Source organism: Streptomyces sp. ITFR-21 (assembly GCF_031844685.1).
Classification (GTDB): domain Bacteria; phylum Actinomycetota; class Actinomycetes; order Streptomycetales; family Streptomycetaceae; genus Actinacidiphila.
Genome location: NZ_CP134605.1, coordinates 6682501 through 6699010, shown reverse-complemented (window position 1 = coordinate 6699010; position 16510 = coordinate 6682501). Strand labels below are relative to the sequence as shown.

At 70.2% G+C, this 16510-nt stretch carries 14 protein-coding genes, 2 rRNA genes and 2 riboswitches (1 of these 18 cut by a window edge); of the genes, 3 read left to right on the top strand and 13 right to left on the bottom strand.

The features are described 5' to 3' along the window. The first annotated feature begins 158 nt into the window (after positions 1–158). Positions 159–743 (top strand): hypothetical protein, encoded by a 585-nt coding sequence (locus tag RLT57_RS29925; protein WP_311300380.1) that lies wholly within the window; start codon positions 159–161, stop codon positions 741–743. Positions 744–1046: 303 nt separating this feature from the next. Then, positions 1047–1253 (top strand): DUF5999 family protein, encoded by a 207-nt coding sequence (locus RLT57_RS29920; protein WP_311300914.1) that lies wholly within the window; start codon positions 1047–1049, stop codon positions 1251–1253. A gap of 180 nt (positions 1254–1433) precedes the next feature. On the opposite strand, the gene gcvP is transcribed toward RLT57_RS29920, so the two are convergent. Beyond that, entirely contained in the window at positions 1434–4325 is a 2892-nt protein-coding gene (gene gcvP, locus RLT57_RS29915; protein WP_311300379.1) for an aminomethyl-transferring glycine dehydrogenase, read from the bottom strand. Positions 4326–4392: 67 nt separating this feature from the next. After that, a riboswitch (glycine riboswitch) is annotated at positions 4393–4502 on the bottom strand. 1 nt (position 4503) lies between these two features. Then, a riboswitch (glycine riboswitch) is annotated at positions 4504–4612 on the bottom strand. Positions 4613–4758: 146 nt separating this feature from the next. On the opposite strand from gcvP, the gene RLT57_RS29910 reads away from it, so the two are divergent. Further along, complete coding sequence (locus RLT57_RS29910) at positions 4759–5163, top strand: PRC-barrel domain-containing protein (RefSeq protein WP_311300378.1); 405 nt, start codon at positions 4759–4761, stop codon at positions 5161–5163. Here RLT57_RS29910 and RLT57_RS29905 read toward each other — a convergent pair. The 12 genes from RLT57_RS29905 to RLT57_RS29850 all read right to left on the bottom strand — a co-directional run. Further along, complete coding sequence (locus RLT57_RS29905) at positions 5146–6549, bottom strand: DNA polymerase IV (protein ID WP_311300377.1); 1404 nt, start codon at positions 6547–6549, stop codon at positions 5146–5148. The genes RLT57_RS29910 and RLT57_RS29905 overlap by 18 nt on opposite strands. Before the next feature lie 93 nt (positions 6550–6642). After that, a complete protein-coding gene (locus RLT57_RS29900; protein ID WP_311300376.1) occupies positions 6643–7245 on the bottom strand; it encodes a MerR family transcriptional regulator in 603 nt (200 codons plus the stop codon). 217 nt (positions 7246–7462) lie between these two features. Next, entirely contained in the window at positions 7463–7936 is a 474-nt protein-coding gene (locus RLT57_RS29895) for a bifunctional nuclease family protein (protein ID WP_031518684.1), read from the bottom strand. 102 nt (positions 7937–8038) lie between these two features. After that, positions 8039–8773, bottom strand: a complete 735-nt coding sequence (ftsR, locus tag RLT57_RS29890; RefSeq protein ID WP_311300375.1) for a transcriptional regulator FtsR — start codon at positions 8771–8773, stop codon at positions 8039–8041. Between the two features lie 43 nt (positions 8774–8816). Next, positions 8817–9350, bottom strand: coding sequence for an FHA domain-containing protein (locus RLT57_RS29885; protein WP_311300374.1), 534 nt, complete (start codon positions 9348–9350; stop codon positions 8817–8819). Between the two features lie 358 nt (positions 9351–9708). After that, positions 9709–10521 carry a DUF881 domain-containing protein gene (locus RLT57_RS29880; protein ID WP_311300373.1) on the bottom strand — a complete coding sequence of 271 codons (813 nt, stop codon included), beginning with the start codon at positions 10519–10521 and terminating at the stop codon, positions 9709–9711. 7 nt (positions 10522–10528) lie between these two features. Then, entirely contained in the window at positions 10529–10861 is a 333-nt protein-coding gene (locus tag RLT57_RS29875; RefSeq protein ID WP_311300372.1) for a small basic family protein, read from the bottom strand. Further along, positions 10858–11817: a DUF881 domain-containing protein gene (locus RLT57_RS29870; protein WP_311300371.1), complete on the bottom strand. Its 960-nt coding sequence runs from the start codon at positions 11815–11817 to the stop codon at positions 10858–10860. The genes RLT57_RS29875 and RLT57_RS29870 overlap by 4 nt, the downstream gene beginning before the upstream one ends. A gap of 62 nt (positions 11818–11879) precedes the next feature. Further along, complete coding sequence (locus tag RLT57_RS29865; RefSeq protein WP_311300370.1) at positions 11880–14375, bottom strand: mannose-1-phosphate guanyltransferase; 2496 nt, start codon at positions 14373–14375, stop codon at positions 11880–11882. A gap of 23 nt (positions 14376–14398) precedes the next feature. Beyond that, positions 14399–15007, bottom strand: coding sequence for a CDP-alcohol phosphatidyltransferase family protein (locus tag RLT57_RS29860; protein WP_311300369.1), 609 nt, complete (start codon positions 15005–15007; stop codon positions 14399–14401). A gap of 124 nt (positions 15008–15131) precedes the next feature. Further along, positions 15132–15248, bottom strand: a 5S ribosomal RNA gene (gene rrf / locus RLT57_RS29855). Positions 15249–15347: 99 nt separating this feature from the next. Then, positions 15348–16510: ribosomal RNA gene (locus RLT57_RS29850) — 23S ribosomal RNA — on the bottom strand; it runs 1964 nt beyond the window's last position.

The window sequence follows — 16510 nt, the reverse complement described above, 5'->3', positions numbered from 1 at the left end:
GATGAAACATGGAGCGAACAAGCGTCGTATAAACTCCGCGCACAAGGCAAGGCTTCCGCCCTCCCCGGACGTGCCCGAGCAGGAGTTCGCCCTGCATCGACAGCGCCGTCCGCCCCCGCCCACGCTCCACTGTTTGTCTCCCAGTGAGAGGCGACATCATGCCGCTGCTTGTCCCCCCAGCACCCGCTCCCGCCCTGTTGAGCGTCCTGGCCGCGCTCAGTTCGCCAGCGGCGGTCCTGGAGATCCGGACCCCGGCGCTGCGCACTGCCGAAGGGCCACTGGACGCCGAACACCCGCTACCTGTCCACGTGTTCGAACCTGCCCCGGTACCCGGCGGCCTGCCTCACGCGCGGCTGACCGGCTGGCGGTTCCACATCAGGGCGGGCGCCGGAGTGGTCGCCGCGGGCGAAACCGTGGCGACCCCCGACGGCTGGGTCTTCTCGCGCTTCTCCGAAGGTCCCTACCTGGCCTCCACCGAACGGGCGCTGCGCCAGGCGGAGACGCTGCCAACCACGTACCAGCCGCATCTGCTGTCGGTGCCCAGCCTGTACATGCTGGCGCTGTGGCTGCACTGCCGTCCGCGGACCGACGCGGCCACCGCTCAGCCCGACCCGTCGGACCTGCTGATCCCGCTGGCCCCGGCGCCGCCCGGGATCGCCGCGCACCGGGTGCACCGGCTGGTGGAGCTGGCGCCGGCGCTGAGCAGGCGGCTGTCGCCGCCGCTGCTGGGGTCGCCCGCCTGAAGAGCGGATCCCCGCCCCCCACGGTGCCCTCCCCGCCGCCACGGCCGGGAGGGCACCGCTGTCGTACCGGCCGGCCGCCTCCGTCGTACCGGCGGGTACCGTCGTGAACACATCGTGACGGCAACCGCCCGCCCGGGTGACGCGTCCTCCACCTTCGAGGACAGCCTGCGCGAAACAGCTGCGGATCGGGGTCGGTGGAGCAACACTGGGACCGGCCGCACCATGAACGGGGGGACGGACATGGACCAGGCGGCAGACGCGACCGCCCGCACGACCCATTTCCCGCAGCGAAAGACACCTGCCATGTGCAACCACCAGCCGCAGTGCCCGACCGCAGAGTGCGCCGACCGTGAGGCCGCCTGCACCGTGGCCCACCACCCGGAGCAGGGCTGGAGCCTGCTCTGCAACGGGGTGGTGCTCTTCGAGGACACCGGCGAGCTGCTGCCCGACGGGCAGATCATCGCCCCGCACCGCCCGCTGGCCGGCGGCCGGATCAGCACCGCGGCCTGACCGCGACCCACCCACGACCCACCGCCCCACGACCCACCCACGACCCACCACCCCGCGACCGAGCCGGCCCCACCGCAAGCGGCGGGACCGGCTCTCACCGTTCGTCCGTGCCCAGGGCGTGCACGGGCCGGTGCGTGTACCGGGGCAGGTAGGGACGACGGGCCCGCCCGGCCCGCCGGCTCAGTGGGCGTAGGACTCCACCGGCGGGCAGGAGCACACCAGGTTCCGGTCACCGAAGGCCCCGTCGATCCGGCGGACCGGCGGCCAGTACTTGTCCGCGGCCGACACGCCGGCCGGGAAGACGGCTTCCTCGCGGCTGTAGAGGTGCTGCCACGCGCCGCCGAGCGTCGCGGCGGTGTGCGGCGCGCCGCGCAGCGGGTTGTCGTCCGCGGGCCACTCGCCGGCGCCGACCCGGTCGATCTCGCCGCGGATGGCGATCATCGCCGCGCAGAAGCGGTCCAGCTCGGCGAGGTCCTCGCTCTCGGTGGGCTCGATCATCAGGGTACCGGCCACCGGGAAGGACATGGTCGGCGCGTGGAAGCCGTAGTCGATCAGCCGCTTGGCGACGTCGTCGACGCTGACACCGGTCTCCTTGGTCAGCGGGCGCAGGTCGATGACGCACTCGTGGGCGACCAGGCCGCCGGGCCCGGTGTAGAGCACCGGGTAGTGCGGTCCGAGGCGCTTGGCGACGTAGTTGGCGCTGAGCACGGCCGCCTGGGTGGCGCGCTTGAGGCCCTCGGCGCCCATCAGCCGCACGTACGTCCAGGAGATCGGCAGGATGCCCGCCGAGCCCCAGGGCGCGGCCGACACCGGGCCGACGCCCGTGGCCGGACCCGCGGCCGGCTGCAGCGGGTGGTTCGGCAGGTACGGCGCCAGGTGCTCGCGGACCGCGACCGGGCCGACACCGGGGCCGCCGCCGCCGTGCGGGATGCAGAACGTCTTGTGCAGGTTCAGGTGCGAGACGTCCGCGCCGAACCGGCCGGGCCTGGCCAGGCCCACCAGCGCGTTGAGGTTGGCGCCGTCCACGTACACCTGGCCGCCGGCGTCGTGCACGGCCGCGCAGATGTCGGTGATGTTGTCCTCGAAGACACCGTGGGTGGACGGGTAGGTGACCATCAGGACGGCGAGCCGGTCGCGGTGCTGCTCGATCTTGGCCCGCAGGTCGTCCACGTCGACGTCGCCGTTCTCCCCGGTCCTGACCACGACGACCTGCAGGCCGGCCATCACCGCGCTGGCCGCGTTGGTGCCGTGCGCGGACGAGGGGATCAGGCAGACGGTACGGCCGGTGTCGCCGGCCGCCCGGTGGTAGGCGCGGACCGCGAGCAGTCCGGCCAGTTCGCCCTGTGAGCCGGCGTTGGGCTGGAGGCTGACCTTGTCGTAGCCGGTGACCTCGGCGAGCTGGTCCTCCAGGCCGTGGATCAGTTCGAGGTAGCCGGCGGCCTGCTCGGCCGGCGCGAAGGGGTGCAGGGCGCCGAACTCGGGCCAGGTGACGGGCTCCATCTCGGTGGTGGCGTTGAGCTTCATGGTGCAGGAGCCGAGCGGGATCATGCCGCGGTCCAGCGCGTAGTCGCGGTCGGCGAGCCGCCGCAGGTAGCGCAGCATCGCGGTCTCGCTGCGGTGCCGGTGGAAGACCGGGTGGGTCAGGTACGTCCCGGTACGCAGCAGGGCGGCGGGCAGCGCGTCGTCGGTGGCGGCGTCCAGCGCGTCGAGGTCGACGGCGCCGTCGGCGCCGAAGGCGGCCAGGACCGCGGCCAGCTGGGCCCGGTCGGTGGTCTCGTCGCAGGCGACGCCGACCCGGTCGGCGTCGGCCAGGCGCAGGTTGACGCCGGCCGCGCGGGCGGCGGCCACCACCCGGGCGGCGCGGCCGGGAACGTGGGCGGTCAGGGTGTCGAAGTACCCGCTGTGCTCGACGGTGACGCCGGCCGCGCGCAGGCCCGCGGCCAGGACGACCGCGTAGCGGTGTACGCGCCGGGCGATCGCGGCCAGGCCGTCGGGGCCGTGGTAGACGGCGTACATGCCCGCCATCACGGCGAGCAGCACCTGCGCGGTGCAGATGTTGCTGGTGGCCTTCTCCCGGCGGATGTGCTGCTCGCGGGTCTGCAGGGCCAGCCGGTACGCCTTGTTCCCGTCGGCGTCCACCGAGACGCCGACGAGCCGGCCGGGCAGGTTGCGGGCGTAGCCCTCGCGGACCGCCATGTAGCCGGCGTGCGGACCGCCGAAGCCCATGGGCACCCCAAACCGCTGGGTGGTGCCGACCGCGATGTCCGCGCCCAGTTCGCCGGGAGACGTCAGCAGGGTGAGCGCCAGCAGGTCGGCGGCGACGGTGACGACCGCGCCCAGTTCGTGGGCCCGCTCGATCACCGGCCGCGGGTCCCGTACCGCGCCCGAGGCGCCCGGGTACTGGAGCAGTACGCCGAACACGCCGCGGCCCGCGATCTCGTCCGGAATGCCGGCGGTGAGGTCGGCGGTGACGACCTCGACGCCGGTGGGTTCGGCGCGGGTCCTGATCACCGCGAGGGTCTGCGGGAAGGTGTCGGCGTCGACCAGGAAGACGCCCTGCTTCACCTTGCCGACCCGGCGGGACAGCGCCATCGCCTCGGCCGCCGCGGTGCTCTCGTCCAGCAGCGAGGCGCCGGATGTGGGCAGCCCGGTGAGGTCGGCGACGACGGTCTGGAAGTTCAGCAGCGCCTCCAGCCGGCCCTGGGAGATCTCCGGCTGGTAGGGGGTGTAGGCGGTGTACCAGGCGGGATTCTCCAGCACGTTGCGCAGGATGACCGGAGGGGTGAAGGTGCCGTAGTAGCCGAGGCCGATCATCGGGGCCAGTACCTGGTTGCGGGCGGCCAGGGCGCGCAGTTCCGCGAGCACCTCGGCCTCGGTGCGGGCGGCCGGCAGGCGCAGTGCCCCGGCGCTCCTGATGGCGCCCGGCACGGCGGCGTCGGTCAGCTCGTCCAGCGAGCCGTATCCCACGTGGGCGAGCATCTTGGCCTGCGCCTCGGCGTCGGCGCCGATGTGCCGCCGGGCGAAGGGGGCGGCGGCTTCCAGCTCGGCGAGGGGAATGCGTCGGTCCGTCATCTGCGGAGGGCCCTCCTGGTCGTGGCGACCTTCGGGGGTGCGCCGCGGCGCGGGCACCCTTGCGGCCTCCCCCTCTGTCATCGGGACCTGAGAGCTTCACCGCCCCCGCGGGGGCGGCTTGCACCGTCGGTGGGGGCCGGCCCCGGGATTCCGGACCTGCCCCGCTTTCCAGAGTGACCTGGCCCATGCGGTACGGATGCCTGAGAGATTCCGGGGAGGATTTGCTCCTTCGGCGCCTCCGTCACGCCCGCCCTCGGGTGTTCGGAAGACTCTCCCGCATGGGGTGCTCAGCCGTCTCCCAGCCTACCAGCGCCTCTTCGGGGCCGTCCGGGAGCGGGGAGGCGACGCATGTCACGCGGTTCCCCGAGTCGACACCGCCACCGATGTGCCCTTTCGTGGTAGTCAGCAGCAGTCGTCATTGGTTGGAGGGACCGTGCAGACCGACATCGATCCGCGGAGCCTGATCGGCCGCCGCGCCTTCGACCGCGACGGTGCGAAGATCGGCACGGTGGACGAGGTGTACCTCGACGACGCGACGGGCGCGCCGGAGTGGGCGGCGGTGCGCACCGGGCTGTTCACCCGGGACGCGTTCGTACCGCTGGAGCCGAGCGAGCTGGTGGACGACGAGTTGCGGGTGCCGTTCAAAAAGGCCCTGATCAGGGATGCTCCGGACTTCGGGGTGGGCCGGCACCTTTCACCCGAGCAGGAGTTGCAGCTCTACCACCACTACGGCATGGACGTGCCGCGGTCGGAGGGCGACCGGCTGCCGCCGTCGGAGCGGGACTTCGGCGAACCGGCCGGCGGGGACGGCCCGGACTCCTCACCCGGCCGCCGCTGAACCGGTACCGGCGCGCGCAGGGCCCTGCGGCGGACCCTGCGCGGCACTCCGCGGGGCACCCTGCGGGGCGAGCAGCGGCAGCGGGTCGCTGTGGACGAGCGCCGGGTCCGCCACGGCGAAGGTACGCACCCGGCCGGGCCCGGTGTCGGAGGGTACCTCGAAACGGACCGTGACCCGCCCCACACCGCTGCCCTGCACCCAGCCGGCGCCGTACTCCTCATGGGTGACGTCCTGGCCCGGCAGCCAGTGGTTCACCCGTTCCGGTGAGGCCGGCGCCGCCGTGGGCGGCGGCTCGGCGGCGTCCTCGCCGTCCGGGCGGCTCTCCCCGCTCTGCGCGAAGAGGTCCTCCTGGGTGAAGTCCGCCAGTCCCGCGACGCCCACCCCGAGCAGTCGTACGCCGCCGGTGGTGTCGACGGCCTCGATGAGCCGGCGCGCGGTCTCCCGTACGACCACCGGGTCGTCGGTGGGGGCCCGCAGGGTCTCGGAGCGGGTCAGCGTGGAGAAGTCGTAGCGCCGAACCTTGACCACGACGGTCCGGCCGGAGCGGCCCGCGCCGCGCAGCCGCTGGACGCAGCGGTCGGCGAGGCGGTCGATCTGGTGGCGCACCTGGGCCCGGTCGGTGAGGTCGGTGTCGAAGGTGTCCTCGACGGAGATCGACTTCACGTCCCGGTCGGCGACCACCGGCCGGTTGTCCAGGCCGGCCGCCATCGCGTGCAGGGAGGCGCCGTGCGCCCTGCCGAGCAGCCGCACCAGTTCCGCCTCCCCGGCCTTCGCCATCTCAGCGACGGTACCGATGCCGGCCTTGCGCAGGTGCTCGGCGGTGGCCGGCCCGACGCCCCACAGGGTGCGGACCGGCAGCGGATCGAGTAAAGCGCGCTCGGTGCCGGGCTCAACCACCACCAGGCCGTCCGGCTTGGCCTTCTCGGAGGCGATCTTGGCCAGCAGTTTGGAGCCGGCGAGGCCGACGGAGGCGGTGAGGCCGGTGGCGGCCCGGATGCGGGCGCGCAGCCGCACCGCGACCTGGCGGGGGTCCTCCTCGCCCCCGGCGGCCTCCAGGTCGAGGAACGCCTCGTCGAGGCTGAGCGGCTCGATCAGCGGGGACACCTCGGCGAGCAGCGCCATCACGGTCTCGCTGATCCGCCGGTAGATGCCGAAGCGGGGGTAGAGGTAGGCGGCGTTGGGGCAGAGCCGGCGGGCGTGGGCCATGGCCATGGCGGAGTGGACGCCGTGCACCCGTGCCTCGTAGGACGCGGTCGACACCACGCCGCGGGGCCCGAGGCCGCCGACCACCACCGGCTTGCCCCGCAGGCTGGGTTTGGACGCCTGCTCCACCGCGGCGAAGAACGCGTCCATGTCCAGATGCAGGATCGTCGGCGAACTTCTCACACCGTCGATCGTGCCGCACGCCACCGACATCCACCGTACGGATGTACGGCGCGGCGCCCCCGGCACCGGGCCGGGGCGCCGCCCCGGCGGCGCTCAGACGGCCCGGTTGCGCCGCCTGGCCAGCTCGTCGGCCGGATTGTGGCCGACCAGTGTCTCGCCGGTGTCGACCCGCTCGCCGTGCATCTGGGACAGCGCACTCTCCACGTCCCGCCAGACGACGCCCACCGCGATGCCGAAGACGCCCTGCCCGCCCTGGAGCAGATCCACCACCTCGTCGGGCGATGTGCACTCGTAGACGGTGGCGCCGTCGCTCATCAGGGTCATCCTGGCCAGTTCCGCGGGGCCGACGGACCGCAGGTGCTGTACGGCCGTGCGGATGTTCTGCAGGGCCACACCGGTGTCCAGCAGCCGTTTGACGATCTTGAGCACCACGACGTCGCGGAAGCTGTAGAGCCGCTGGGTGCCCGAGCCGTAGGCGGGCCGCACGCTGGGCTCGACCAGGCCGGTGCGGGCCCAGTAGTCGAGCTGGCGGTAGGTGATGCCGGTCGCGGCGCACGCGGTCGGGCCGCGGTAGCCGATCTGTTCGGCCGGCGCGTCCTGCGCCGGGCCGCCGCCCGCTTCGGCAGCGGCTCGGGCCAGTGTGCCCCGGGGCGGATAGGGGTCGCCGGTCGCCAGACCGTCGCCGGTGCTTCTCACGCCGCCCTCCGTTCCTGCACATCCGGTGGCCGCGCGCACGTGCCACCGGACTTTCCACACCGACGGTAGGCAGTCACCAGGGGTGCGTCAACGATCGCCACACTCGGCACGCCGAGTGATATTCGCCCCACGGGTGGTTTGACGCGGCCATGGGGCGGGAACGGTCCCGCGAATAGCCCCTTGGGGGCAACCTTGCCTCCGGGCATCGCGTTCGGCGTCACTGGTTGCTGGTGCCGAAGTCCTCGGGAGAGATCTGGTCGAGGAACTCGCGGAACTTCTCGACCTCGTCCTCCTGCTCGTCCGGGATCGCGATCCCGGCGTCGTCCAGCACCCCGTCGCTGCCGTAGATCGGCGTACCGGTGCGCAGCGCGAGCGCTATGGCGTCGGAGGGGCGGGCACTGACCTCGACCCCGCTGGCGAACACCAGCTCCGCGTAGAAGACACCTTCCCGCAGGTCGGTGATGCGCACCTCGGTGAGGGTTTGGCCGACCGCTTCCAGCACGTCCTTGAAGAGGTCGTGGGTCAGCGGTCGCGCAGGCGTCATGCCCTGCTGCGCGAAGGCGATGGCCGTCGCCTCACCCGGCCCGATCCAGATGGGCAGGTACCGGTCGCCTCCCACTTCACGCAGGAGCACGATCGGTTGGTTGGAGGGCATTTCAACCCGGACACCCACAACGTCGAGCTCGTTCACACAGCAACCCTAGGCCGTGCTCGCCGGGTTTGGTAGTCGGGCACCCGGCCGCGCCGCCCCGAGATGTCCTCCCGGGGGCCTCCGGCGGCTGGAATCGCCCGGTCAGCGCAGCCGGATCCGCAGCGCGGAGTGCAGCATCGCCGCATGCAGCCGTACGGAAAGATCGGCCAGTTCCCGTGCGGTGGCCTCGGCGTGTGCGCGGGTCCTGGGGTTGCGGTGCCTGCGCAGCGGCGCCACCACCTGCTCCACCAGGCCCGCCTCCCGGTCCGCGGCGGCCTTCACGGACCGCAGATGACGGGGTTCCAGGCCGAATCTGCCCAGATCGGCGATGAGCCGTCCGATGTTCACCGTCTCGGCGTCGTAACCGCCGTCCCCGCCGGCCTCGACCAGTCCGTAGGACTCCCACTGCGCCAGTTCGGCCTCGTCGGCCCCGGTGACCGCCAGCAGCTCCGCCCGGCCGATCCTGAGCTCCGGGGGCGGTCCGGGCTCCCCTGGGCCCTCCAGGGCCTCCCTGGACTCCCCCGGGCCGGGCAGCGAGACCTTCTCGCCGCGGTCCAGGGCGTCCAGGTGGTCCCTGATCACCCGCAGCGGCAGATAGTGGTCCCGCTGCACCCGCAGGACGTAGGCGAGCCGCTCCACGTCCGCGGGACCGAACTTCCGGTAGCCGGAGGGTGTGCGCTGCGGCTCGACCAACCCCTCCGCCTCAAGGAAGCGGATCTTGGAGATGGTCACCTCGGGGAACTCCTCCCGCAGCCGGCTCAGGACCGCGCCGATGCTCAGCAGGACCCCGTCGACGGTGGCGGTGCCGTCTCCGGCACCGCCCGACGTTCTCGGCATGCACACCTTCCCTGAGGTTCCCCGGACGCGCTCCCGGGGAGTTTCAGATGCCCCGCTGGCTCGCGTAGAAGACCAGCCGGTACTTGCCGATCTGCACCTCGTCGCCGTTGGCCAGCGACACGGTGTCGATCCGCTCCCTGTTGACGTACGTACCGTTGAGGCTGCCTACGTCCGAAACGGTGAATCCGCCGTCCTGGCCGCGCCGGAACTCCACATGCCGCCGGGACACCGTCACGTCGTCCAGGAAGATGTCGCTCTGCGGGTGCCGGCCCGCCGTGGTCAGCTCGCCGTCCAGCAGGAAGCGGCTGCCCGAGTTCGGCCCCCGCCGCACCACCAGCAGCGCCGAGCCGACCGGCAGCGCGTCCACGGCGGCCTGGGCCTCCGGGGACAGCGACGGCATCACGGTCTGGCCGGTGGCCTCCGCCTCGTACGCCTCCAGGCCGGAGATGGAGATCGTCGACGTGGTCTCCGACGCCCGCTCGTAGCCGCCGCCGGATCCGCGCAGCGGCGCACCGCAGTAGTTGCAGAAGCGGCTCGCCTCCGCGTTGGTGTGACCGCACCTGCTGCAGACCGGCAAGCCGGACCCTCCACCCGTCGCTGGGGCCGATGGTTCCCCGAAACCTATGCGCGCGGCGGAAGCGGGGTCAACAGACGCCACGCCGGGACCACCTGAATGGTCGGCACCGGGATCCTGCTGTTCGTTCCTGAACAACGGCCGGTCGGCGCCCTGTCCCTCTTCGGACAGGTGCCGTGGCGCGCGGTGGCGCGCCGTCGCCGGGTCACCCGACTGCCGCGCACTCTTGCCGAACAACTTCCCAAACAACTTCACGGGCGATTCCCCTTGAAAGAAGCAGACCCGCCCGTGGGGCAGGACGAACCCTCGCTACACACAGTTTCCCCTACACCGCACCCCACCGATGCCCCGACCCCCACCCTCACTGGGATGACCGAGCGTAGTCAGGCTGCTTCGACGGCCGCAAGGCGTCCACGACGATCTTCTGCGACCTGACGACATCAGCCGTGGCCTGCTCCTTCTCCAGCGTCTGCACCACCCCGCCGGGGATGTTCAGCGCCGGCTCCAGATCCTGCGGGTTGCCGATGACGTCGAACTCGTACGGCTGTGACACCTTGTGCCCGTCTATCTGCACACCGTCCGTACCATCCGTGAAGTACGTGTCGGCGACGACGCGCACCTCGTTGATCTGGATCGCCTCCGCGCCCGCCGCCCGCAGTTCCTGGAGCGTGTCGAGCAGGGAGTCCGCCTCCACGCCTCCGTGCGGGTCCTCGATGGTCAGGGTGATCCCCGGACCCTCGGCGGGCACGGTACCGGCCAGGACGCCCAGTTGCTGCGCCTTCTGCCGGGTCTGCCTGAGCGCCTCGGCAGCCCGGTCGGAGCTGGTCTCCAGTTCGCTGCGCTGGCTCTCCAGGCCCCGTTTCTCGTCCTCCAGCCGCTGGCTGCGGTTGTCCAACTCGGTGAGGATACGGACCAGATCCTCCTGCCGGGCACCGCGCAGGGCACCGCCGTTGTCACTGGTGGAGCGGACCTGGATGGCCAGCCCCAGGCCGAGTACGAACAGCAGCACGGCGACGGTCAGTTGGGCGCGCGACAGGCGCGGCGGCCACAACCCGGCCGCCAGGCGCTGCCGACCGGTCGGCCGGGACCCCTCGCCACCGGCCGCGTCCTGCTCCCCGGCCGGCCGCCGCGGTGGGTGCTCCGCCGGCTCCGGCGGGTGGTTCTCCTCGCTCATACAGCCGTCACGCCCGGAAGACGTGGCGGCGGATGGCGGCCGCGTTGGAGAAGATCCGGATGCCGAGCACCACCACGACACCGGTCGACAGCTGGGAGCCGACGCCGAGCTTGTCACCGAGGAAGACGATGAGGGCGGCCACGACCACGTTGGACAGGAAGGAGACGACGAACACCTTGTCGTCGAAGATCCCGTCCAGCATGGCCCGCAGGCCGCCGAAGACGGCGTCGAGCGCGGCGACCACCGCGATCGGGAGATAGGGCTCGACCCCGGAGGGCACCACAGGGCGCACCACGAGTCCGACCACGACTCCCACGACGAGGCCCAGTACGGCGATCACTTCGAACCCTTTCCGTTCCCGGCGCCGGCCGCCCGCCGCGCGCCGTCGGGCACGTGCTGTGCGGCGGCCGGCTTGGCGTACCGCACGATCAGGCTGGGTGCGGCGGCCAGTTGCAGCTTGTCCTGGACGGAGACGCTCGCGCGGATCCCGTAGTTCTCCTGCAGGACGTGCAGGTACTGCCCGTCCGCGCTCTCCTGGAATGCCTTGCTCAACCGCTTCCCGTCCCCGATCGCCAGCACCGTGTACGGCGGCGCCAGCGGTTTGTTGTCGACCAGTATGGCGTCACCCGCGGCCCGGATCGCCGACAGGGCGGTGAGGCGCTGCCCGTTGACGGTGACCGCCTCGGCGCCGGAGGCCCACAGGCCGTTCACCACCCGCTGCATGTCGCGGTCACGGACCCGGCCGGTGTCGGAGAAGCCGCTGCTCTCCCGCGGGCCCCCGGTGTCCCCCTGGGACGCCTCCCTGGCGTCGTCGACGACCAGCCGCACACCGGGCCCCTCTACCGGCGTGGCTGCGGCCAGCAGCTCCAGCAGGGCGTCGGCGTCCCCGCCCCGGTGCCTGAGCGCCGCCTGCTGCTCGGCGGACACGGTGTCCCGCAGCGAGTCGACGTCCTGCTGGAGCCGGTCGGCGCTCTTGGTCTCGCTCTGGATCCGGTCGATCAGCCGCTGCCGTTCCGCGGCCTGCGTCGGCGCGGAACGATGTGCCTGGGCGGCGCCCAGCGTGACGACGATCGCGGCGAGCACCAAGCCCGCGGCAAGCCACAGCCGGCCGCCGAGCGCCGTGGGCAGCCGGGAGGTGCCGACCTGGCCCCGGCGGGCGGCGGCCTCGGCGTACCCGTCGTCCAGGCTGTGCTCCATGACGTTGGTGAGCAGCGACATGGAGGCGTCCGGACGCCGAGGAGCAGCCCCGGCCACGGGGCTGCTCCGGTCGGGTTGCTGCTGCGACATGCCGCACATCGTCGCACGCCGGAGCCGGGGACTCGAACGGCCCCCGCGCGGAGCGTCGTTGCACCGCGGCGTCAGTGTCCGGCGCTCTCCACGACCTCCGACCACTCGTCCAGCAGGGCTTGCGCCGAGGCGTCGTCGGGTCCCTCGGCCCACAGGTGGGTGACGGCCTCCGCCGGGTCGGGCAGTACCATCACCCAGCGCCCGTCGGACTCCACGACCCGCACGCCGTCGGTGGTGTCCACCGACCGGTCGCCGGCCTCCTCCACCACCCGGCGCATCACCGAGCCCTTGACCGCCCACGGCGTCGGCACGTCCCGCTTGAGGACGTGGGCGCGCGGGATACGGGCGTCGATCTGGCTCAGCGTGAGCTGGGTACGCGCCACCAGGCCGATCAGCCGGACGAACGCGGCGGACCCGTCGAAGACGCTGCTGAACTCCGGCACGATGAACCCGCCGCGCCCGTCGCCGCCGAAGATCGTGCCCTCCTCCCGGCCCACTCGGGTCAGGTCGTCCGGCGACGTCGTGGTCCACGTCACCTGGGTACCGTGGTACGCCGCGACCTGCTCGCCGATCCTGGTCGTGGTCACCGGCAGCGCCACCCGCCCGCTGCGCCGCTCCGCGGCCACCAGGTCGAGCAGCACCAGCAGCGCCCGGTCGTCCTCGACGATCCGGCCCCGCTCGTCGACCAGCGACATCCGCTCGCCCACCGGGTCGAACCGCACGCCGAACGCGGCACGCGCCGAGGACACCATCTCCCCGAGCCGTACCAGACCCGCCCTGCGGCCCTCCTCGGTCTCCGTGGGACGTGCCTCGTCCAGACCGGGGTTGACGGTCAGCGCGTCCACCCCGAGCCGGCCCAGCAGGCTCGGCAGCACCAGACCGGCGCTGCCGTTGGCGGCGTCCACCACGACCTTCAGCCCCGAGTCGGCGATACCCGAGGTGTCCACGGCCCGCAGCAGCGCGCCCGTGTACGAGTCGAACACCGTCGCCGGGAAGTTCAGGTCGCCGATCTCCCCGGGGAATGCCCGGCGGTATTCCTGACGCGCGAACACCCGGTCCAGCTTGCGCTGCCCGGCCGCCGACAGATCCGCCCCGCGTTCGTCGAAGAACATGATGTCCAGCGAGTCCGGCCGCCCCGGCGTGGTCCTGATCATGATCCCGCCGGCGCTGCCCCGGGCGGTCTGCTGCCGTGCCACCGGCATCGGCACGTTCTCCAGGTCCCGCACGTCGATCGCACTGGCCTGCAGCGCCGAGATCACCGCCCGCTTGAGCGCCCGGGCACCACGTGAGTGGTCTCGCGCCGTGGTGACCGTCGAGCCCTTCTTCAGCGTGGTCGCGTACGCGCCGGCCAGCCGCACGGCCAGCTCCGGGGTGATCTCCACGTTCAGGATGCCGGACACCCCGCGGGCACCGAACAGATGCGCCTGTCCGCGCGACTCCCAGATGACGGAGGTGTTGACGAAGGCGCCGGCCTCGACGGTCTTGAACGGATAGACCCGTACGTTGCCGGTGATGATGGATTCCTCGCCGATCAGGCACTCGTCACCGATGACCGCGCCCTCCTCGATCCGCGCGGCCCGCATCACGTCGGTGTTCTTGCCGATCACGCAGCCGCGCAGATTGGTGTGCTGCCCGATGTAGACGTTGTCGGCGATGACCGCCTTGTGCAGGAAGGCACCGGTCTTCACCACCACGTTCGAGCCGATCACACTGTGCTCGCGGATCTCCGCGCCGGCCTCGACCTTGGCGTAGTCACCGATGTACAGCGGCCCGCGCAGAATCGCGTCGGGATGCACCTCGGCCCCCTCCGCCACCCATACACCCGGCGAGATCTCGAAACCGTCGATGTCGACGTCGACCTTGCGCTCCAGGACGTCCGCCTGCGCCTTCACATAGCTCTCATGGGTGCCCACGTCCTCCCAGTAGCCTTCGGCGATGAAGCCGTAGATCGGCTTCCCCTCCTTCAGCAGCTGCGGAAAGACGTCGCCCGACCAGTCCACGGACACGTCGGACTCGACGTAGTTGAAGACCTCGGGCTCCATCACGTAGATACCGGTGTTCACCGTGTCGGAGAACACCTGGCCCCAGGTGGGCTTCTCCAGGAAACGTTCGACCCGGCCTTCGTCGTCGACGATCGTGATACCGAACTCCAGCGGATTCGGCACCCGGGTCAGGCACACGGTGACCAGCGCGCCCTTCTCCTTGTGAAATTCGATCAGCTCGGTCAGATCGAAATCGGTGAGGGCGTCACCGGAAATCACGAGGAAGGAATCGTCCTTCAGTGCCTCTTCGGCGTTCTTGACGCTGCCGGCCGTCCCCAGCGGTTTTTCCTCGTGCGCGTAGGTGAGCTCCATCCCCAGCTCTTCGCCGTCCCCGAAGTAGTTCTTCACCAGGGACGCCAGGAACTGGACTGTGACCACCGTCTCAGTGAGGCCGTGCCGCTTGAGCAGGGTCAGGACGTGCTGCATGATCGGACGGTTCACCACAGGCAGCAGAGGTTTGGGCATGCTCGAGGTCATCGGGCGAAGGCGGGTACCCTCGCCGCCGGCCATTACAACCGCCTTCATGTCGGAAACATCCTCCTCGTGACTCAGTCAGCCGCGGTGTCCGCCCGGACAAGTCGCCGGACCTGCACCGCATAGAGGATCCCTGCCCACCAGTACAGGGTTGTACCCCAACCTGCGAAAGCCCAGCCGAAAACAGCCGCCAGGGTCGCAAGCCATCCACTTCCGTCGCTCAGCAGGAGCAGCGGAAAGGCGTACATGAGGTTGAAGGTAGCCGCTTTCCCGATGAAGTTCACCTGGGGTGGGCCGTAGTGGTGCCTCCGCAGAATCAGCAGCATCACCGCCATCATCACCTCACGTGCCAGCAGCAGCACCGTGAGCCACAGCGGCAGGATGCCACGCCAGGTGAGCCCGACCAGCGTGGACAGAACAAACAGCCGGTCCGCGGCCGGATCCAGGACGCGCCCGAGGCTGCTGATCTGATTCCAGCGACGGGCCAGCTTCCCGTCCAGGTAGTCGCTCACACCGCTCAGCGCCAGCACCAGCAGCGCCCAGCCGTCGACCTTGGGGCCGCCGAACTCGGGCCACAGAATCAGCCACAGGAACACGGGGACGCCGACCAGCCGGGCCATACTCAGGATGTTCGGAATCGTGAAGATCCGATCCGTTTGCACCCGTGTCTCCTGGACCTCCACGGGGTCCCCTCCTGCTGTATGTACGTGCTCCGCGTGCGGACGTTCCGTGGCGACTCTACTCCAGGCACGAAAAAGGCCCGGCGTCGGATCCTGTTCGGATCCGAGGCCGGGCCTCTCACTATTTGTTCGGCGGTGTCCTACTCTCCCACAGGGTCCCCCCTGCAGTACCATCGGCGCTGAAAGGCTTAGCTTCCGGGTTCGGAATGTAACCGGGCGTTTCCCTAACGCTATGACCACCGAAACACCACGAAACACACACCACCCCACACACCCCACAAAAACAGGAGCAGGGAATACGGTGGCTGATTGTTTCAGAACCACACAGTGGACGCGAGCACACATGGACAAGCCCTCGGCCTATTAGTACCGGTCAGCTCCACCCCTCACAAGGCTTCCACATCCGGCCTATCAACCCAGTCGTCTACTGGGAGCCTTACCCCATCACGTGGGTGGGAGCCCTCATCTCGAAGCAGGCTTCCCGCTTAGATGCTTTCAGCGGTTATCCCTCCCGAACGTAGCCAACCAGCCATGCCCTTGGCAGAACAACTGGCACACCAGAGGTCCGTCCGTCCCGGTCCTCTCGTACTAGGGACAGCCCTTCTCAAGACTCCAACGCGCGCAGCGGATAGGGACCGAACTGTCTCACGACGTTCTAAACCCAGCTCGCGTACCGCTTTAATGGGCGAACAGCCCAACCCTTGGGACCGACTCCAGCCCCAGGATGCGACGAGCCGACATCGAGGTGCCAAACCATCCCGTCGATATGGACTCTTGGGGAAGATCAGCCTGTTATCCCCGGGGTACCTTTTATCCGTTGAGCGACGGCGCTTCCACAAGCCACCGCCGGATCACTAGTCCCTACTTTCGTACCTGCTCGACCCGTCAGTCTCACAGTCAAGCTCCCTTGTGCACTTACACTCAACACCTGATTACCAACCAGGCTGAGGGAACCTTTGGGCGCCTCCGTTACCCTTTAGGAGGCAACCGCCCCAGTTAAACTACCCACCAGACACTGTCCCTGATCCGGATCACGGACCGAGGTTAGACATCCAGCACGACCAGAGTGGTATTTCAACGACGACTCCACCACGGCTGGCGCCGCGACTTCACAGTCTCCCACCTATCCTACACAAGCCGAACCGAACACCAATATCAAGCTATAGTAAAGGTCCCGGGGTCTTTCCGTCCTGCTGCGCGAAACGAGCATCTTTACTCGTAGTGCAATTTCACCGGGCCTATGGTTGAGACAGTCGAGAAGTCGTTACGCCATTCGTGCAGGTCGGAACTTACCCGACAAGGAATTTCGCTACCTTAGGATGGTTATAGTTACCACCGCCGTTTACTGGCGCTTAAGTTCTCAGCCTCGCCACACCCGAAGGCACGACTAACCGGTCCCCTTAACGTTCCAGCACCGGGCAGGCGTCAGTCCGTATACATCGCCTTACGGCTTCGCACGGACCTGTGTTTTTAGTAAACAGTCGCTTCTCGCTGGTCTCTGCGGCC